The following is a 19,740-nucleotide window of genomic DNA, read 5'->3' as shown; positions in this document are numbered from 1 at the left end:
CTGCGTATTTTATTAGCTGTTTTTACCTTTTTTAGCAATTTTTTTTGCCTTTCTATCATATATTGAGCTATAAAAACGATAGAGAATTCGGAAAAAAGAAAATTTTGCAAAAGGGGTATGAGCTTATGAAAGATCGCAACCGTCATCCTTTGCAAGCGATGGCATTAGTGTCAATCATTCTATCACAGTTAGCAGGTTCAGTCTTAATTGGCTTATTCTCTGGAAGATGGGCTGATCAATGGCTTGACACCGAACCACTATTTTTGATTTTAGGCCTTCTTTTAGGGCTAGCAGCAGGTGTTTTTATGATGCTGCGGACAGTCCACCATTTTTTTTCAGGAGATTAATAATTCATGCAGGATTTGCAGCACGTTTTTCCAAGACTTCGTTCATACATATTGTATTTGTTAGCATTATACGTTCTCGGCTGGGGATTTACAAGTTATAAGGCTGTTTTTGCAGGTTTAATTTTAGGAACCGCCCTGAGTTTGTATAATTTGTGGAACTTAGTAAGAAAGTTTGAGCAGTTTGGACAGGCGTTGGATGAGGGGAAAAAGCCCCGTTCAATTGGGACTGTTGTAAGATTTGCAACAGCTGCTCTCGCAGTTGTGATTACCATCTCTTATCCAAAAACCTTTCATATTATTAGTGTAGTTGTGGGATTAATGACGTATTACGTTGTCATTATCATAGATTTAGTTGTTCAAAATATGCGTAGAAGATAGAAAGAGAGGTGAACACAGTTGGGTCATGAATCACCAACTATAGAGTTTCTAGGCCTTACTTTTAGTCAAAGTAACTTGCTTATGGTTACCGTAGCTTCTGTTATTGTATTCTTAATTGCAGTTTTATGTACTCGTACTCTTGCTATGAAGCCAAGCGGTGCACAAAACTTTATTGAATGGGTCTTAGATTTTGTTAAAGGACTCGTTAATAGCAATATGGATTGGAAAACAGGTGGCCGCTTTTTGACGCTAGGTGTAACTTTACTTATGTACATTTTTGTGTCAAATATGTTGGGTCTTCCATTTGCCATCGTGATTGACCATAACTTATGGTGGAAATCGCCAACCGCTGATCCAGCAATTACGCTGACGTTAGCCGTTATGGTAGTTGTACTATCACATTATTATGGTATTAAAATGCGAGGTTTCTCTGCATACACGAAAGATTACTTCAAGCCAATGGCATTTTTATTCCCGCTTAAGATTATCGAGGAGTTTGCCAATACGTTAACGCTTGGCCTTCGTCTTTACGGTAATATTTATGCTGGGGAAATTTTGTTAAGCTTGCTAGCTGGTTTAGCAACAACAGGCTTCTTAGGTACAATTGGAGCTGCTATTCCAATGCTTTTATGGCAAGGATTCAGTATTTTTGTAGGCGCAATTCAGGCCTTCATTTTCACAATGTTAACGATGGTTTATTTATCTCACAAAGTGAGTAGCGACCATTAATTTATAAAGCTTTGTTCAAGTAATACCCAATTTGGACAAAACAAAAATTAGTTAAACAAAATCATATATATTAAGGGAGGACTTTATAAAATGGGTTTAATAGCATCTGCAATTGCGATTGGTTTAGCGGCACTAGGTGCTGGTATTGGTAACGGTCTTATCGTTTCTAAGACGATTGAAGGCACAGCTCGCCAACCAGAAGCACGTGGTACATTAACTTCAATGATGTTCGTTGGGGTTGCCTTAGTTGAGGCGCTTCCAATTATCGCCGTAGTTATTGCATTCATGGTACAAGGTAAATAATAATGTGTTACATGTGGCGAAGATCATTCAAAAGAACCTTCGCCATTACTTTATGTCTTTAATAAGTAAATTATATATGTGGAGTCTCTGAAGGGAGTGAACATGGCCGTGTCGAACATGTTTGTGTTAGGAGCAGCAGGCATTAATGGTGGAGATATTCTTTTCCAATTAGTGATGTTCCTTATCCTACTTGCGTTACTTCAAAAATTCGCGTTTGGTCCTGTAATGGGAATCATGAAAAAACGTGAAGAGCATATTGCCGGTGAGATTGATGAAGCAGAAAAGCAAAATGAGGAAGCGAAGAAGCTTGTTGAAGAGCAGCGTGAAATCTTAAAGCAATCTCGTCAAGAAGTGCAAGTAATGATGGAAAACGCTAGAAAGTCTGCAGAAGATAAAAAAGAAGAAATCATTGCGGCAGCACGCGAAGAGTCTGAGCGTCTAAAAGCTGCAGCAAAACAAGAAATCGAACAGCAAAAAGATCAAGCAGTTGCTGCGTTACGTGAGCAAGTTGCTTCATTATCTGTTTTAATTGCGTCGAAAGTTATTGAAAAAGAACTTTCTGAACAAGATCAAGAGAAGTTAATTCATGAATATATCCAAGAAGTAGGGGATGTACGATGAGTCAACCAGCTGTAGCCAAACGCTATGCACTAGCTCTTTTTCAATTAGCAACAGAAAAACAGATGATCGATGAAATGCAAGACCAGCTACAAATAGTTGAAGAGGTGTTTGCTAAAACACCTGAATTAATGGATGTATTAACTCATCCAAAAATTACAATTGAGCGAAAAAAACAGTTTGTAAGTGAGGCATTTGCTGAACTTTCACCAACTGTTCAACATACGGTTCTTCTATTATTAGAGCGTCACCGCATTCAAATTGTTAGCGAAATGGTAAAAGAGTATCGTTTCCTAGCGAACGAAGTACGTGGCGTGGCAGATGCAACTGTTTATTCTGTCAAACCTTTAAGTGCAGATGAGAAAAGAGCAATCTCGCAATCATTTGCTTCTAAAGTTGGAAAACATACGTTAAATATTTCAAATATAGTAGATAAAAGCCTAATCGGCGGCGTGAAGCTTCGCATTGGTAATCGTATCTATGATGGCAGCATTAGCAGCAAATTAGAAACGATCCACCGAGGACTTCTTGCACACAGATCGTAGATAGGGGTGAAATTCATGAGCATCAAAGCTGAAGAAATTAGTGCGCTGATCAAGCAGCAAATTGAAAACTATCAGTCTGAGATTAAAGTGAGTGATGTAGGTACTGTTATCCAAGTTGGGGACGGTATCGCACGTGCTCATGGCCTCGACAATGTCATGGCTGGAGAACTGGTTGAATTTTCAAATGGTGTCATGGGAATGGCACAAAACTTAGAAGAAAACAATGTAGGTATCATTATTTTAGGACCATACACGGAAATTCGTGAAGGTGACGAAGTTCGCCGTACAGGACGCATCATGGAAGTTCCAGTAGGGGAGCAGTTAATCGGTCGTGTTGTTAACTCATTAGGTCAGCCAGTAGACGGCTTAGGCCCAGTAGAAACAACAAAAACACGTCCAATTGAAGGTGCTGCACCTGGCGTTATGGATCGTAAATCAGTACATGAGCCGCTTCAAACAGGTATCAAGGCGATTGACGCACTTGTGCCGATCGGTCGTGGACAGCGTGAGTTAATTATCGGTGACCGTCAAACGGGTAAAACATCGGTAGCAATCGATACAATCTTAAACCAAAAAGATCAAGATATGGTATGTATCTATGTAGCGATTGGCCAAAAAGAATCAACAGTTCGTAACGTAGTAGAGACATTACGTAAACACGGTGCTCTAGATTACACAATCGTCGTAACAGCATCAGCTTCACAACCAGCTCCACTATTATTCTTAGCACCATACGCTGGAGTAACAATGGGTGAAGAGTTTATGTATAACGGTAAGCACGTACTTGTTATTTACGATGACTTAACAAAACAAGCATCAGCTTATCGTGAACTTTCATTACTATTACGCCGTCCTCCAGGTCGTGAAGCGTATCCAGGGGATGTATTCTACCTGCACTCTCGTTTATTAGAGCGTGCGGCAAAGTTATCGGACGCAAAAGGTGGAGGTTCATTAACAGCTCTTCCATTTATTGAAACGCAAGCAGGAGACGTATCTGCTTATATCCCAACGAACGTAATTTCGATTACAGACGGACAAATTTTCTTACAGTCAGATCTATTCTTCTCAGGTGTACGTCCTGCGATTAATGCTGGTCTTTCTGTATCACGTGTAGGTGGATCTGCACAAATTAAAGCGATGAAAAAGGTAGCAGGTACACTGCGTCTAGACCTTGCATCGTATCGTGAGCTTGAATCATTTGCTCAGTTCGGTTCTGATCTTGACCAAGCGACTCAAGCAAAATTAAATCGAGGAGCGCGTACAGTTGAAATCTTAAAACAAGGTTTACACAAACCGCTTCGCGTAGAAAAACAAGTAGCTGTGCTTTACGCATTAACAAAAGGCTTCTTAGATGATGTTCCAGTATCAGATATTACACGCTTTGAAGACGAGTACTTAACATGGTTAGAATCAAACCGTAAAGAAGTACTTGAATCAATCCGTACAACTGGTGGCCTTCCTGAAGCTGGCGTATTCGAATCAGCACTTGAAGAATTCAAGAAAACATTTATTGCATCTGAATAATATATTGTCAGCATGGTATGTTAAGACAATCTTTCAATAAGGTGAAGGTGAACATTTGTTCACCTTTCATACCACGTGATCTTCTAAAACAAGGTGGTGAAACCTTTGGCATCATTACGTGATATACAAACTCGAATCACATCGACGAAAAAAACGAGCCAGATTACGAAAGCAATGGAAATGGTTTCAGCTGCAAAGCTGAATAGAGCGGAACAAAATGCAAAATCGTTTGTTCCATATATGGAAAAAATTCAAGAGGTAGTCTCAAGCGTAGCCCTTGGCAGCAGAGGCGCTTCACATCCAATGTTAACTGCGCGCAGCGTGAAGAAGACTGGTTATATCGTAATCACTTCAGATCGCGGTCTAGCAGGAGCATATAACAGTAATATTTTGCGAAAAGTATCTCAAGCTATTGAAGAACGCCATCAATCACCTGATGAATATGGTGTGATTGCAATTGGACGAGTAGGGAGAGATTTCTTCGTAAAACGCGGTATTCCGGTTTTGCTTGAAATCACAGGCTTAGCAGATCAGCCAGCTTTTGCTGACATTCAAGGAATCGCTTCACAAACAGTTCAAATGTTTGCGGACGGTACGTTTGATGAACTTTACTTATACTACAATCACTTTATCAATACGATTTCACAAGAAGTGACGGAGAAGAAGCTATTGCCTCTAACAGATCTTCAACCTTCTGGTAAACTTGTTGGTTATGAATTTGAACCATCACAAGAAGAGATTTTAGAAGTATTACTTCCTCAGTATGCAGAGAGTTTAATTTACGGCGGCCTGCTTGATGGAAAAGCAAGTGAGCATGCTGCTCGTATGACAGCGATGAAAAGTGCAACAGACAACGCAAAAGATCTTATCAATAATCTTACATTGTCATATAACCGTGCACGTCAAGCGGCAATTACCCAGGAAATTACGGAAATTGTTGGCGGAGCGGCAGCGTTAGAATAGAAAGTTTAATGGAAAAGCAAGTTAGGAGGGAACACGATGACAAAAGGACGCGTTACTCAAATCATGGGTCCAGTTGTAGACGTAAAGTTTGACAACGGACACCTTCCGGCAATTTATAACGCCCTTAAAATTTCACATAAACCGAGCAGTGCAAGTGAAGTTGCAATCGAATTAACATTAGAAGTTGCGATTCACTTAGGTGATAACACAGTTCGTACAGTAGCAATGTCATCCACTGACGGCTTAGTTCGTGGATTAGAAGTAGAAGATACAGGTGCAGCAATCTCAGTACCAGTTGGTGACGTTACGTTAGGTCGTGTATTCAACGTATTAGGTGAAAAAATCGACTTAGACGCCCCAATCGATGCAGGTGCACGTCGTGATCCAATCCACCGTCAAGCACCAAAGTTCGAAAATCTATCTACACAAGCTGAAATTCTTGAAACAGGTATTAAAGTAGTAGACTTATTAGCTCCTTACATTAAAGGTGGAAAAATCGGTCTATTCGGTGGTGCCGGTGTAGGTAAAACAGTATTAATTCAAGAGTTAATCAATAACATTGCTCAAGAGCACGGCGGTATTTCGGTATTCGCTGGTGTAGGTGAGCGTACGCGTGAAGGTAATGACTTATACCATGAAATGACAGATTCCGGTGTTATTAAGAAGACGGCTATGGTATTTGGACAAATGAATGAGCCACCTGGTGCACGTCAACGTGTTGCATTAACAGGATTAACAATGGCAGAATACTTCCGTGACGAACAAGGTCAAGACGTATTATTCTTTATCGATAATATCTTCCGTTTCACACAAGCGGGTTCAGAAGTATCAGCATTACTTGGCCGTATGCCATCAGCAGTAGGTTATCAGCCAACATTAGCGACGGAAATGGGTCAGCTTCAAGAGCGTATCACGTCAACAAGCGTAGGTTCTGTAACATCGATTCAAGCGATTTACGTACCAGCCGATGACTATACGGATCCAGCTCCAGCGACAACATTTGCTCACTTAGATGCAACAACAAACTTAGAGCGTAAATTATCAGAGATGGGTATTTACCCTGCGGTAGATCCATTAGCATCTACATCTCGCGCTTTATCTCCTGAAATTGTTGGAGAAGAGCACTATGCAATTGCGCGTCAAGTTCAACAAACGTTACAGCGTTATAAAGAGTTACAAGATATCATTGCAATCCTAGGTATGGATGAGTTATCTGATGAAGATAAACTTGTTGTACAACGTGCTCGTCGCGTTCAATTCTTCTTGTCTCAAAACTTCCACGTAGCAGAACAATTTACAGGTCAAAAAGGTTCTTATGTTCCTGTAAAAGAAACTGTTAAAGGATTTAAAGAGATCTTGGAAGGTAAATACGATCATTTACCTGAAGATGCGTTCCGTTTAGTTGGTCGCATTGAAGAAGTTATTGAAAATGCGAAACGTATGGGAGTAGAAGTTTAATTTAAGGGACATAGGAGGTTTTTTAAATGAAGACAATCCATGTCAGTGTAGTGACTCCTGATGGCCCAGTTTACGAATCAGAAGTGGAAATGGTAAGTACCCGAGCACAGAGCGGTGAGCTTGGTATTTTACATGGCCATATTCCGATGGTTGCTCCTTTACAAATTGGAGCCGTCCGCTTGAAGAAAGCAAGCAGTACAGAACTTGTGGCTGTTAGCGGAGGATTTCTTGAAGTAAGACCTGACAAAGTAACAATTCTTGCACAGGCTGCTGAAACAGCTGAAGAGATTGACGTAGCTCGTGCAGAAGAAGCGAAAAAGCGCGCTGAAATGCGCCTTGATAGCAAACAAGATGACGTTGATGTTAAGCGTGCTGAAATTGCCTTGAAACGGGCAGTCAATCGTTTAGATATTAGTCAACGTAAGTTCTAAAAAAAGCCCTCTCAAACGAATGAGGGGGCTTTTTTGCTCTATTATGCACAAGGGGAAGAGCAAATAGCATTGATCTATGATTATATATTCCATTTAACTAAGCGCATCCATCTTCTTTATTTTGTTCAATAATGGAAAAGGATCTTAAAATAGGGAATAAAATAAATGTTTTTCATGTTACCGTTTACGAATTTGCATAAGTGTGCTTTAATATGAAAAGAAGAGACGATGATCGTCTCTTCTTTTCATATGGTGTTTAAAAGGAGTGCTTTTATTGTTTGGAGGAATTGAACAGCAAACGTTACTAACCATGATTTCACATTTGATTTTTATTGTGATTACTTGGTATGCTTTGCAGGGCTTTCAAATTGAAAAGCTGATGAAACCTAATCATGTGTTTCAAGCAAAATTAATGCTTATTTTATTGACCATTACGATTTCATCAACAGTAAGTAATTTCTTTTTGGATTATTTATTTTGGTCACAGCGCATTCCCTCATTTTTTCAATGATTGGCAAGCTATGAGTCTATGATAAAATAGACGTTCATTCATTGAAGATATACGAATTTATACGCTAATGTATGTCGCTATGTCTAAATATGACGACCCTTTTCATGTATGTATCATCGCCTTCTGGAAAGACTGATGAGTACGGAGAGGGAGTGGCGAAATGTTTAAAAAAATTAGTGTCTTTTTGGCTATTTTCATTACTGGCTTATTCGTATATCATGGAAGTTATGTGAGCAATGCCCAAAACAATGAAACTACTATTGAGAAGATTGTTCACACCTTAAATAAGCAGCATGTTTCGTTAACTGAAGTATCGTTGTATGCAAGAGAAGAAGTAAAAGCTGTTACTGACCAAAAAACCTTTTATTCGCAAGCTAAAAGTATTAAAAGTAATTTTAGAGGTTTTAAATGGGAAGTGAAGAGGGAAAGAGACCTATGGAAAGCAATAGGTACACGCAAAAGTGAAGATGTGAACGAAGTCATTCTGTTAACTTATGCGATCGATGAACACAGCAATGCGTACATATCGTATCATGTAACGGGACAAGGTTTAAAAGAAAAAAATATGACCCATTTTCAAAATGTATTTCAGACAAATTATGAAAAAATTTTCCTATCAGAACCCATAATTTTCTCTTGTGCAACGGGGGAAATCAATGATAAGATGGAAAGTGTTTTGTCTGTTGAAATTCAAGACCTATTACGAGCTTTCAATGCTAAACCAGTGGAATCTCTAGTGGAAGAGTCATTTACCTCTGTTTCAGCATATACTGGACTGTGGAAAGAAGCTCTTCAAACGAAAAAGCAGGAAATGAACTTACAAATTGCATTACGCAAGACAAGAATGGGCGGTCAAACAACCATAGTTGTTGGCACACCTATCATTACGTCTGAATATTAATATAGAGAAAATGGACGCGGAGGGGAATACCTTGGAAAAAATCATCGTCCGCGGTGGAAATAGATTAAGCGGTACAGTTAAAGTTGAAGGAGCAAAAAACGCCGTTTTACCTATTATCACTGCAACCTTATTAGCTAGTGAAGGAAAAACAATTCTAAATGATGTACCAGCTCTCTCCGATGTATTTACGATTGGCGAAGTTTTAAGACATCTGAATGCAGAAGTAGATTTTGAAACAAATCGTGTAGTTGTAGATGCATCAAGAGAGTTAAAAACAGATGCACCTTTTGAATATGTAAGAAAAATGCGCGCTTCAGTACTTGTAATGGGTCCTTTATTGGCGCGTACAGGTGAGGCTCGTGTAGCTTTACCTGGCGGATGTGCGATTGGATCAAGACCGATTGATCAGCATCTTAAAGGCTTTGAAGCAATGGGTGCTAAAGTTCAAGTAGGAAATGGTTTTATTGATGCAAAAGTTGAAGGAAGACTAAAAGGTGCTAAAATTTATTTAGACTTCCCAAGTGTAGGTGCCACAGAAAATATTATGATGGCAGCAGCATTAGCGGAAGGCACTACAATTATGGAAAACGTAGCAAAAGAACCTGAGATTGTCGACTTAGCAAACTTCTTAAACGCAATGGGCGCTAAAGTTCGCGGTGCAGGAACTGGTACGATCCGTATTGAAGGTGTTAATAAATTATATGGTGCAGAACATGCAATTATTCCAGATCGTATCGAAGCTGGAACATTCATGGTAGCAGCAGCTATTACAGGCGGAAACGTACTTGTACGCGGTGCAGTAGCAGAGCACATCAGTTCACTTGTTGCTAAAATGGAAGAAATGGGTGTTGAAATTACTGAAGAAGGCGACGGCTTACGTGTTGTAGGACCTGAAAAGCTAAAATCAGTAGATATTAAAACAATGCCTCATCCAGGGTTCCCTACGGATATGCAATCTCAAATGATGGCATTATTATTAGCAGCAGAAGGCACAAGTATGATTACAGAAACAGTTTTTGAAAACCGCTTTATGCACGTAGAAGAGTTTCGCCGCATGAACGCTGATATTAAAATTGAAGGGCGCTCTGTTATTATTAACGGACCTTCTCAACTACAAGGCGCTGAAGTAGCAGCAACAGATCTTCGTGCAGCAGCAGCGTTAACATTAGCAGGACTTGTAGCAGACGGCTATACGCGTGTAACGGAATTAAAACACCTTGATCGTGGTTATGTAAATTTCCACAATAAATTAGCCGCTTTAGGCGCTGATATTGAACGTGTAAATGACGAAACAAAGCAAGTAGAACAAACTCAACAGGCTTCAGACGTCAAATAAATATGTCATAAAAAAAGCATCTCATAGCGAGATGCTTTTTTTGTCGTTGGACGACCCTTATGGCCGGTTTGCTGTCATAAAAGGTTGTCCACCTCCATACATATGGAATATAGGGATATAGGTGTTCCTTGTCAAAATAATAGATATGGAGGCTAGGCGTTCATGAAACAAGCAAAGCCAATCGTCGTACTAGGAGTCATCTTTTTTTTCGTTGTGTTACTCATCCCAACACTTCTCGTTGTTCCTTTTACTGAAAAGACAGATGGAAAGCTACATGAAAATGTCAAACAGACCCCAAAAACCGGAAAACTACAAAAAGTGACAGCGTCTCCTCTTGACGTCAGTGTTTATCGTACGGAAACGAAAAAAGTAGAAAAACTGCCGCTTGAAGACTATCTTGTAGGGGTAGTAGCAGCTGAAATGCCTGCTACTTTTGAGCTTGAAGCACTTAAGGCTCAAAGTTTGGCAGCCAGAACCTATATTGTGCAAACTATGATGAATGGAAATAGTCATCTTCCCCAAGGAGCGGATGTGACTGATACCGTAGAGTACCAAGTATATTTAAATAAAGATGAGCTAAGAAGCAGATGGAACAAAGACTATGATTGGAAAATCAAAAAAATTCAAGAAGCAGTGAAGGACACCCAAGGTCAAATTCTTACGTATAAAAATAAGCCAATTAATGCTACGTTCTTTTCTACCAGCAATGGTTACACTGAAAATTCAGAAGCGTATTGGAAGAATTCCATTCCTTATCTAAAAAGTGTAGCTAGTCCATGGGATAAAAAGTCCCCTGAATTTACAAATCAGAAAGTAATGTCTGTTGCTAGCTTTGAACAGAGGCTTGGAGTGAAATTAACAAACAGTGGATCAGTAGGTGAAATCGTCTCTAGAACGCCGGGGCAGCGCGTAGATTACGTAAAGATAAACGGCAAAGAACTGTCGGGAAAAGATGTTCGGGAAAAACTGGGTTTATCGTCAGCCGACTTTCATTGGACAAAAAAAGGTAATGAAATTATCATCAACACAAAAGGATATGGACATGGTATTGGGATGAGTCAGTACGGAGCAAATGGTATGGCACTGGAAGGAAAAACGTATAAAGATATTGTTACTCATTATTATACAGGTGTTGCGATTACCCCTAACGATCAGTTTGTTGCACAATTGACAGCTAAACGCTAATTCAAAGACCCTTATAGCAGGGTCTTTTTTTATGGTTTTCACTTTTTTTAAATAAAATGTATATTTTAGATTCATCTGTTGAAAAATAATCGAAAAAAATTTTTTATCGCTGTGTATATATTCATTCAATTGTGTTCAGACTGATTGCTGAGGTGATGATATATGAGAGAGGAAGAAAAGAAACGTACTTCTCCAAAATCGAAAGTTCAAAAATTAGTTAGAAAGCGTTGGGTGTTCCCGGCTATCTATTTAGCGAGTGCAGCAATTATTCTTACAGCAGTCCTTTGGTTTCAAGCTAATGGAAACGATATTAGCAAAGAAGACAAAAGCGGCTATAGCCAAGACGGTACGGCTTATCGAGACGACGCTGTAGAGGTAAATGCTTCGCTTGAAAATTTAAAAATGCCAGTTGCTAGTGAAGCATCAGCTATCGTGAAAAAGCCTTTCTACGACGATCAAGCATCTGAAAAACAGCAAGAAGAAGCACTAGTTTTCTACAACAATACGTATCATCCAAATACAGGTGTTGACTTAGCTGTTAAGGGAGATAAATCATTTGATGTTGTAGCAGCAGCTAGCGGTACAGTAACAAAAGCAACAAAAGATCCTTTACTAGGTTATGTAGTAGAAATTGATCATAAAGATGGTTTAGTCACACAGTATCAATCTCTTGAGAAAGCTGATGTAGAAGTAGGAGATATTGTTAAACAAGGCCAAACGATCGCAAAAGCTGGAAAAAGCTTATATAATCAAGAAGCAAAAACACATGTGCATTTTGAAGTTCGTAAAGATGGTGTAGCAATTAATCCAAGCAGTTATTTTGGAAAATCTGTTAGTTCTATCAAAGAAGTCAAAGCAGCTGAAGTGACAGAACCAAAAGACGACTCTTCTTCTGAAGAATCAAAGGATAGCGAAAAATCATCTGATGAAAAGACTAAAGAAGATAAAGATTCAAAACAACCTTCAACAGATACGTCTAAACCAAATGCATAAGGCAAGACCATAAATATGAAAAGAAGCTGGATAAAATCGAGCTTCTTTTTTTATGAATTTTTCTAAAATGAGATGCATTATGTTAAAAAAGTAAATAAAAAACACTAAATTTTCAAAAAAATATAAGAAATCACTTGTCCTTACTGACTTTTCTAGCATATATCTGCACACAAGCTAATAAACTGTTACAAACCTATAAAGAGAATGTTAGAAAAGGGATAATATATACATTCCCTTGGATACTTCTCATATCCAATTTGGGGAGGGCGAGTAGTGTGCACGATTACATCAAAGAGAGAACTATCAAGATTGGAAAGTATATTGTAGAAACAAAGAAAACAGTTCGTGTAATTGCGAAAGAATTTGGCGTTTCGAAAAGTACTGTCCATAAAGATTTAACAGAGCGTCTACCAGAAATAAATCCTGAGTTAGCAAATGAAGTAAAAGAAATTCTTGATTATCATAAATCTATTCGGCATTTGCGTGGAGGAGAAGCAACAAAATTAAAGTACAAAAAGGAAGAAGAAACTGTAAAATGAAAAAATGCCCAATATTGCCTTTTTTATAGAGGTAGTATAGGGCATTTTATTTTTTGGATAAAATAGGTATATAATAAATATTTTTGCTAATAACAACATACATATACAAATTGTGATAAAATAGTAAATTAGGAAAAAAGAATGGTTATCATGCAAAGATATGTAAATAGAAGGAGGATTTAAGGTATGTTAGCAAAAGACATTGGTATCGATTTAGGTACAGCTAACGTCTTAATTCACGTTAAAGGCAAAGGAATTGTGTTAAATGAACCGTCTGTTGTGGCGATTGATAAAAATACAAATAGAGTGCTAGCAGTAGGGGAAGAAGCGAGACGTATGGTAGGAAGAACGCCCAGTAATATTATTGCCATTCGTCCCTTAAAAGATGGTGTTATCGCTGACTTCGAAATTACAGAGTCTATGCTCAAACACTTTATTAACAAATTAAATGTAAAAGGTTTTTTATCCAAGCCGCGCATTTTAATTTGTTGTCCAACAAATATTACTTCTGTTGAACAAAAAGCAATTCGCGAAGCTGCTGAAAAGAGCGGTGGAAAAACTATTTATTTGGAAGAAGAACCAAAAGTCGCGGCTATTGGCGCTGGAATGGATATCTTTCAGCCGAGCGGAAATATGGTCGTAGATATTGGTGGAGGTACAACCGATGTGGCCGTCCTTTCAATGGGCGATATCGTAACAGCAGCTTCTATTAAGATGGCTGGTGATCGTTTTGATGCCGAAATTTTGCAGTACATTAAGCAAAAATATAAGCTCTTAATCGGAGAGCGTACAGCAGAAGAAATTAAAGTGAAAATTGGTACGGTGTTTCCTAAAGCTCGTAATGAAGAGTTGGACATTCGAGGGCGAGACATGGTTTCAGGCCTACCTCGTACGGTTACTGTTTATTCTGAAGAAGTAGAGGAGGCACTTAGAGAGTCTGTCAGCGTAATTGTACAAGCTTCGAAAAGTGTATTAGAGCGTACACCTCCCGAACTTTCTGCCGATATTATAGACAGAGGCGTTATTTTAACTGGCGGTGGAGCATTGCTTCACGGTATGGATCAGCTGTTAGCGGAAGAATTAAAGGTGCCTGTGCTAATTGCAGAAAATCCAATGGGTTGTGTAGCTGTTGGAACAGGTATTATGCTCGATAATATTGATAAACTATCTCGTCGCAATATTGTTTAAATAAATGAAGACTCCTCTATTGGCTCGTTTCATACAGAGGAGTCTCTTCTTTTATCTATTATACTCTGTGAGCTGGCTATAACGAACAACGTTTACTTGTAAGGAGGATGAAGTATGTTTAAAGGGTTTTACACGGCAGCAGCGGGTATGCTGTCTCAACAGCGTCAAACTGACTTATTAACGAATAACATAGCAAATGCTAATACGCCAGGATTTAAAGCAGATCAAGGTACGTTAAAGGCATTTCCTGATATGTTGCTGCAGCGAATGGAATCTGAAGATTTACCTACTGACCGTAGCATCTCTGTTCAGAACAAAAAAGACATAGGTGCGATTAATACGGGCGTGTATATGCAAGAAACAGTTCCAAATTTTACACAAGGTGATCTTCAGCAAACGTCTCAATCAACTGATATTGCATTGATGGAGCAAAATATGCCTACAAAAGAGGGCGGACTATTTTTTGTGGTACAAAGCCCTGATAATACGCCTCAATATACAAGAAACAGTAATTTTACATTAGATCAGGAAGGGTTTTTAACTACGTCTACCGGAGCTTATGTATTAAATACAAATAATCAACCAATTCAACTAAAAAGTGAAAACTTTACAGTTGATTCACAAGGTAACGTAACGGAAAATAATCAGCAGGTTGCACAAATCGATATTGCTTATGCTAGTGACTTACAAACGATTAAAAAGGCAGGGAATGGATTGTATGAAACGCTGAACAATCAGCCCTTGCCTTCAGCAAGGAATAATCCAGGCATTTCTTATCAGTTAAAGCAAGGATTTGTTGAACGTTCCAATGTAGATGCTGCTCAAAGTATGACTGATTTACTAACGGCTTACAGAGCTTTTGAGGCAAATCAAAAAATAATGCAAGCTTACGATAGAAGCATGGATAAAGCGGCAAATGAAATTGGGCGTGTGCGCTAAAAGCAACGGGGGAGATGAGAAGGATGAACCGTACAATGATAACAGCGGCCAATACGATGGGACAGCTGCAGCAGCAGCTTGATGTCATTGGTCATAATCTATCTAATACAAATACGACAGGATATAAAGCGAGAGATGCTTCATTTAATGATATGCTGTATCAACAAGTAAACAATCAAGAAGATAAGGGAACAGAAAAGCGGCTTACGCCAGCCGGAATTCGGCAAGGCACAGGCGCTTATTTAGATCAAACGAGCTTGAATATGACGCAGGGTGCTTTTCAGAATACAGATAAACTATTAGATGTAGCTGCATCAAATCCAAACGTTTATTTTCAAGTTGCCGTAAACGATTCCCAACAGCCTGTACAGTATACGCGAGATGGTTCTTTTCATCTTAGCCCTGAAGGCCCGAACGATGTTAAATTAGTAAACGGTTCTGGTCAGGATGTGCTGGGGGAAAATGGTCAAGCTATTATTTTCAATAACGCGTTCAAAGATATACAAATTGATCGAAGTGGAACGATAACGGTTACTACGAATACGGGCGTTGACCAGTTTACACTTGGGTTAACAAATGTCCAAAAGCCGCAGGTGCTAGAAGCTAAAGGAGAAAATCTATTTGCCTTTCCAGCAGGGATGAACCAACCGAATATGTTTACAGATTTGACTGGAAAAGCTCGAGAAACAGCAGGCGTAGAGCAAGGGAAATTGGAACAGTCAAATGTAGATTTGAGTAAAGAACTTACTGATATGTCCATTGCTCAACGTGCGTATCAATTTAATTCCCGCTCTATTTCAATTGCAGATCAAATGATGGGCTTGGTTAATGGAATCAGAGCCTAAGCAAGTAGTTGCTTCTCAATTGAGCATTCTGTATATTGATAATAGTATCGTATGTTACATGCGGTTTGAAAGGAGACTTATTTATGCTTGATATTGAACAAATTAAAGAAATTATTCCACACCGATATCCATTTTTATTGGTCGATCGCATTTTAGAAGTGGAAGAGGGAAAAAAAGCAGTTGGTTTAAAAAACGTATCTGCCAATGAAGAATTTTTTAACGGGCATTTCCCTGACTATCCTGTGATGCCAGGGGTTTTAATTGTAGAAGCTTTGGCTCAGGTAGGAGCAGTAGCTATGCTAAAAAAAGAAGAAAATCAAGGACGTTTAGCATTTTTTGCAGGCATTGACAACTGCCGTTTTAAAAAGCAAGTAAGACCTGGTGATCAACTGCGTTTAGAGGTTGAAATTGTACGTGCGCGTGGATCTATTGGCAAAGGAAAAGGTATCGCAACTGTAGATGGAGAGTTAGTCTGCGAAACAGATATTATGTTTGCTTTAGGTGATAAAAAAGAATAGTACATAAGAGCTGCTGATGCAGCTTTTTTTATTGACGCTGCAAAGCAGAAAAAAGTTTCTTTAATAAAGGTATAATATCCATTAGCAACTCTTTTTGAAGTGTTGGTGACAGAGATGAAAATTGTAAGAGCACATGTTTCAATAAGGGCTGTTTATCTATGAGGGTTAAAATGGTCTCGTCGTGTGAATCCGATTCACATTTTCTTGTTAAGTAAAGAAGTTGGAAGTCATGTAAATGATCTTGTTTATAAGAGGAAGGCTCAATAAGTTGGTCCAGCGTAATTTGAAAACAATTACATAGAGATAGAAAATCAAAAATGGAAGGCGTTTGTTTCGAACATTCCCATTTTGAAATAGTTGTACGAGAAACATTCAACTGATTTGCTAATTCTTCTTGTGAAAATCCTCCTTTTAGTCTGAAATGTTTAATTCTTTCTCCAAAATCCTTCATATGCATCACCTGATTTCGTAAAGATAAGTATATGTCTTATTGTTCGAATGTAGTTCATGTTCTTTGTAACATGCTAAATTCGCACAATATGAAACATATACACTTTACCTTCTGCAATAAAGGGAATAAAACCTGTTTTTATTTCTTTTTTTTCTCTAAAAAGATTCATTTTTCTGCATGGATATAAAAAAAAGAACAAAAATAGAGGTTTTTATAGTAAAAAAATCCTATTTTTTGTTCGGTATATTGAAAAAAATGGTTGAATAACGGGGGAAAATGCATTAATATACGAATTACAAAGAAAAAGGAGTGAAAAAATGACAAATTTTTATTTGAAAAGGCAAGGCGCTCGCATAAGAGATAATCGCTTCAAACGTTCTAGTTGTGCTCATTTATTTTTAGGAAAAAAAGAAAGGTACCTCTCCAGTGAGTTCTCTTTTCTTTACCCTTCTCATGGACCAACGAAAAAGACCGCAAACAATAATCCTCTCTTTTAAATCCAGACACCTTGAGATGACTTGACTTATTTTTTAGATGTACTTTTTATCGGTCTGTTTCGAAGCTGCAGTTTGAACTGTTGAAGTAAATCTTGACCTGATAACCCTTGGTTAATTAAATCCTCTAAGAGCATTTCAGCATAATGAAGTCTCCGTTCTTTTAAAACACCTTTCATCAACAAACTAATACGATTTTCACCAATTGAAGTAATGGAAGCCACGGTAGCTATAAAGGTAGCCGGATCATTTGTTTCTTTCGTAATTTTAGCTTCTACCGTCATTTTTTGTTTATCTTTCAACAAAACATGAAATTCATCGTACCATTTCTTATCGATAACTGCTTCTAAAATCCAGTTATTTTCGCCGTCTTCTTTATTAATAATAAGGCCATTAGTTAGTGAGACAGACTGACGCTTTTCTTGATCATCAACCAATTGAAATGACACAAGTTTAAATGTTTTCATTGATGTTTCCTCCTTTACGTAAATAGTAGGTTATCCATATTATAACATGAATGAGCTTAAAGATTCCCATTATTCAATCAGTTGGAGTGGTAGACTATGATTAACCATATTATTCTTGTAGGAAGACTGACAAAAAAACCTGAGCTTCGATATACCCATGAAGGGATTGCAGTATCTACTATTACTTTAGCAATTAATCGAACGTTTCGAAATGTTGAAGGTGAATATGATGCTGATTTTGTCAACATTACTCTGTGGAGAAAAAATGCAGAAAATACGGCTGCTTACTGTGATAAAGGAGCGGTTGTAGGTGTGGTAGGGCGTGTACAAACGCGCACATTTGAAAATAATCTTCAGCAACGAGTATATATGACCGACGTTGTGGCTGATGCTGTTAAGTTTTTAAGTGGAAAGCCATCCGGTTTTTCTTCATTTGATTCAAATCAACAAGAAGAATAAAGTTATCTAGTATGAAAGGGGGTGATTAGTTCAGCTAAGGTTTTAATTCCTCTTATCTATCATAATAGAAGATAGATCCTTTTTAAGAGCAAGGCTCTTTCTATGTTCTCAAGAGAGAAAACTAAAGTATTCACTACCCCCGAACTATTCCTCTATTTCAGCCGTTAAATCATTTAACGGTTTTTTTGCTGTATATAAGAGGTTGAGACATAACTGAATTAATGCAATCTAAAGACAAACAAATGGGGTGAGCTAGTATGGATCACTTGTTACACCACTGTTGATTTCCGTGCAAGGATTCGCTTTCCGCGGACGGCCGATGAGCCTCCTCGTCACTTGCGCGCGGTCTCATCTATTCTGCTTTTCTCGCAGGAGTCTTCGCTTTGCCCTCCGCTCAACAGCTAGAAGAACCTACATATATGAAACCTACGTCCACCCTACCAATGAAAAAATCCGAACGAGTTTGATTCTCCATCAAGAATCAAACTCGTTCGGATCTTCCTCCAACTAAAATACTTTTGTTTCAGCTTCTATCAATTATTTAGAAAATCTTTTTGCCCCTAAGTAGCGCTTGCTCCAGTAGCTGTTATCTAAGCTTGCGATGGTTACACCCGTAGAAGATCCAGCATGAATAAATTGACGATTACCAAGGTAAATGCCCATATGTGTAGGACCGCTAGAATATGTATTAAAAAACACTAAGTCTCCAGGCTGTGGATTACTGACGGGTGTTGATACACTCCAATAACCAGCCGTCGTATAGCGCGTTGTAGAAATTTGTTGTTTCATTACGTAATAAATGAATCCGCTGCAGTCAAAACCAGAAGGAGTTGTGCCACCCCATTTGTAAGGAACACCTATATAACGTTTTGCATCTGAAATCATTTGCGATACATTTAATGTTCCGTTAGAAGTTGAAGGTGTGGGTGTACTTGGTTTTGTTGTTGGCGTAGTTGTTTGGCTGCTTTTTGATACCTTTAATTGTTGATTTACATAAATCGTATTAGACGTTAATCCGTTTATTTGTTTTAGCTCACTGACGCTCATGTGAAATGTCGAAGCTATTTTAGATAGGCTATCTCCACGCTGAACTTTGTAAGTTCCGTTTGCATCCTTAGAAGGAGTTTCTGCTGGTTTACTCGTAGTTGGAGTCGATGCGCTATTGCTTCCATTTACTTTTAACGTTTGGTTAATATAAATAATGTTAGAAGAAAGAGCGTTCAAACGTTTTAATTCTTCTACGTTCATATTAAAACGAGTAGCAACTTTCCAAAGGGTATCGCCGCTTTGAACTTTATAGGTCGAACCAGTAGCAGGAGCTGAAGGCTTTTCTTCCTTATTAGATGGTTGAGAGGTTGAAGCGGAAGGAATCGATAACGTTTGTCCTATGTGAATTGTATTTGAAGATAACTTATTTACGCTTTTTAAAGCTTCTACCGTTGTATGGTATTTGGTAGATAATGACCAAAGTGTATCTCCAGCTTTCACTTGAACAGTTGAAGCAGATGCTTCAGCTGAAGCTTGATATAAGAATGTCCCGCCAACAATGGCGCCTAGAGATAAAGCGAGCTGCCTTTTTTTCATTAATAAATCCCCCTAATTATGTAAATGTTTCGTG

The 19,740-nt window shown here is 38.4% G+C and carries 24 protein-coding genes; 21 read left to right on the top strand and 3 right to left on the bottom strand.

Annotated elements, in window-relative coordinates; genetic code table 11:
• The first annotated feature begins 125 nt into the window (after positions 1-125).
• From JNUCC25_RS25890 to fabZ, 20 genes are all read left to right on the top strand, one after another.
• On the top strand, positions 126-347 hold the full coding sequence (locus tag JNUCC25_RS25890; RefSeq protein ID WP_013059807.1) for an AtpZ/AtpI family protein: 222 nt from the start codon (positions 126-128) through the stop codon (positions 345-347).
• A 6-nt stretch (positions 348-353) separates the two neighbouring features.
• Positions 354-725, top strand: coding sequence for an ATP synthase subunit I (locus tag JNUCC25_RS25885; RefSeq protein ID WP_013059806.1), 372 nt, complete (start codon positions 354-356; stop codon positions 723-725).
• A gap of 18 nt (positions 726-743) precedes the next feature.
• Complete coding sequence (gene atpB, locus JNUCC25_RS25880; RefSeq protein ID WP_013059805.1) at positions 744-1,454, top strand: F0F1 ATP synthase subunit A; 711 nt, start codon at positions 744-746, stop codon at positions 1,452-1,454.
• Between the two features lie 90 nt (positions 1,455-1,544).
• On the top strand, positions 1,545-1,757 hold the full coding sequence (gene atpE, locus JNUCC25_RS25875; protein ID WP_013059804.1) for a F0F1 ATP synthase subunit C: 213 nt from the start codon (positions 1,545-1,547) through the stop codon (positions 1,755-1,757).
• Positions 1,758-1,859: 102 nt separating this feature from the next.
• Positions 1,860-2,378 carry a F0F1 ATP synthase subunit B gene (locus JNUCC25_RS25870; protein WP_013085463.1) on the top strand — a complete coding sequence of 173 codons (519 nt, stop codon included), beginning with the start codon at positions 1,860-1,862 and terminating at the stop codon, positions 2,376-2,378.
• Positions 2,375-2,920, top strand: a complete 546-nt coding sequence (locus JNUCC25_RS25865) for a F0F1 ATP synthase subunit delta (RefSeq protein ID WP_013059802.1) — start codon at positions 2,375-2,377, stop codon at positions 2,918-2,920. Before JNUCC25_RS25870 ends, JNUCC25_RS25865 begins: the two co-directional genes overlap by 4 nt.
• A gap of 15 nt (positions 2,921-2,935) precedes the next feature.
• Positions 2,936-4,444 (top strand): F0F1 ATP synthase subunit alpha, encoded by a 1,509-nt coding sequence (gene atpA, locus JNUCC25_RS25860; RefSeq protein ID WP_013085461.1) that lies wholly within the window; start codon positions 2,936-2,938, stop codon positions 4,442-4,444.
• A 105-nt stretch (positions 4,445-4,549) separates the two neighbouring features.
• Entirely contained in the window at positions 4,550-5,407 is an 858-nt protein-coding gene (locus JNUCC25_RS25855) for a F0F1 ATP synthase subunit gamma (protein ID WP_013059800.1), read from the top strand.
• Between the two features lie 36 nt (positions 5,408-5,443).
• Entirely contained in the window at positions 5,444-6,865 is a 1,422-nt protein-coding gene (atpD, locus tag JNUCC25_RS25850; RefSeq protein WP_013059799.1) for a F0F1 ATP synthase subunit beta, read from the top strand.
• A 26-nt stretch (positions 6,866-6,891) separates the two neighbouring features.
• The gene (locus tag JNUCC25_RS25845) at positions 6,892-7,296 is read left to right on the top strand and encodes a F0F1 ATP synthase subunit epsilon (protein ID WP_013059798.1); all 405 of its coding nucleotides are present in this window, start codon (positions 6,892-6,894) and stop codon (positions 7,294-7,296) included.
• Between the two features lie 274 nt (positions 7,297-7,570).
• Positions 7,571-7,807, top strand: coding sequence for a DUF1146 family protein (locus tag JNUCC25_RS25840; protein WP_013059797.1), 237 nt, complete (start codon positions 7,571-7,573; stop codon positions 7,805-7,807).
• A gap of 160 nt (positions 7,808-7,967) precedes the next feature.
• The gene (locus JNUCC25_RS25835) at positions 7,968-8,708 is read left to right on the top strand and encodes a YwmB family TATA-box binding protein (protein ID WP_013059796.1); all 741 of its coding nucleotides are present in this window, start codon (positions 7,968-7,970) and stop codon (positions 8,706-8,708) included.
• 31 nt (positions 8,709-8,739) lie between these two features.
• A complete protein-coding gene (gene murA, locus JNUCC25_RS25830) occupies positions 8,740-10,044 on the top strand; it encodes a UDP-N-acetylglucosamine 1-carboxyvinyltransferase (protein ID WP_013059795.1) in 1,305 nt (434 codons plus the stop codon).
• A 162-nt stretch (positions 10,045-10,206) separates the two neighbouring features.
• On the top strand, positions 10,207-11,229 hold the full coding sequence (gene spoIID / locus JNUCC25_RS25825) for a stage II sporulation protein D (RefSeq protein ID WP_029319387.1): 1,023 nt from the start codon (positions 10,207-10,209) through the stop codon (positions 11,227-11,229).
• 162 nt (positions 11,230-11,391) lie between these two features.
• The gene (locus JNUCC25_RS25820) at positions 11,392-12,222 is read left to right on the top strand and encodes a M23 family metallopeptidase (protein WP_028409695.1); all 831 of its coding nucleotides are present in this window, start codon (positions 11,392-11,394) and stop codon (positions 12,220-12,222) included.
• Between the two features lie 275 nt (positions 12,223-12,497).
• Positions 12,498-12,761, top strand: a complete 264-nt coding sequence (gene spoIIID / locus JNUCC25_RS25815) for a sporulation transcriptional regulator SpoIIID (protein ID WP_013059792.1) — start codon at positions 12,498-12,500, stop codon at positions 12,759-12,761.
• 186 nt (positions 12,762-12,947) lie between these two features.
• Positions 12,948-13,949 (top strand): rod shape-determining protein, encoded by a 1,002-nt coding sequence (gene mreB, locus JNUCC25_RS25810; RefSeq protein ID WP_013059791.1) that lies wholly within the window; start codon positions 12,948-12,950, stop codon positions 13,947-13,949.
• Between the two features lie 114 nt (positions 13,950-14,063).
• On the top strand, positions 14,064-14,888 hold the full coding sequence (locus JNUCC25_RS25805; RefSeq protein ID WP_029319385.1) for a flagellar hook-basal body protein: 825 nt from the start codon (positions 14,064-14,066) through the stop codon (positions 14,886-14,888).
• 23 nt (positions 14,889-14,911) lie between these two features.
• Positions 14,912-15,733 (top strand): flagellar hook-basal body protein, encoded by an 822-nt coding sequence (locus JNUCC25_RS25800; protein ID WP_029319382.1) that lies wholly within the window; start codon positions 14,912-14,914, stop codon positions 15,731-15,733.
• Between the two features lie 83 nt (positions 15,734-15,816).
• Positions 15,817-16,251, top strand: a complete 435-nt coding sequence (fabZ, locus tag JNUCC25_RS25795; protein ID WP_013059788.1) for a 3-hydroxyacyl-ACP dehydratase FabZ — start codon at positions 15,817-15,819, stop codon at positions 16,249-16,251.
• A gap of 28 nt (positions 16,252-16,279) precedes the next feature.
• Here the strand turns inward: fabZ and JNUCC25_RS25790 are convergent, their stop codons facing one another.
• Positions 16,280-16,702 (bottom strand): helix-turn-helix domain-containing protein, encoded by a 423-nt coding sequence (locus JNUCC25_RS25790; protein WP_013059787.1) that lies wholly within the window; start codon positions 16,700-16,702, stop codon positions 16,280-16,282.
• Positions 16,703-17,225: 523 nt separating this feature from the next.
• Positions 17,226-17,663 (bottom strand): YwpF-like family protein, encoded by a 438-nt coding sequence (locus tag JNUCC25_RS25785; protein ID WP_014457773.1) that lies wholly within the window; start codon positions 17,661-17,663, stop codon positions 17,226-17,228.
• Positions 17,664-17,759: 96 nt separating this feature from the next.
• Here JNUCC25_RS25785 and ssb point away from each other — a divergent pair, with 96 nt between their 5' ends.
• Entirely contained in the window at positions 17,760-18,122 is a 363-nt protein-coding gene (ssb, locus tag JNUCC25_RS25780) for a single-stranded DNA-binding protein (protein WP_013059785.1), read from the top strand.
• 537 nt (positions 18,123-18,659) lie between these two features.
• On the opposite strand, the gene JNUCC25_RS25775 is transcribed toward ssb, so the two are convergent.
• On the bottom strand, positions 18,660-19,706 hold the full coding sequence (locus JNUCC25_RS25775; protein WP_029319380.1) for a C40 family peptidase: 1,047 nt from the start codon (positions 19,704-19,706) through the stop codon (positions 18,660-18,662).
• Positions 19,707-19,740: the final 34 nt, after the last annotated feature.

The organism is Priestia sp. JNUCC 25, from assembly GCF_053667915.1.
Note: the sequence above shows the minus strand (reverse complement) of the source record. Positions and strands in the feature narration are given on the sequence as shown.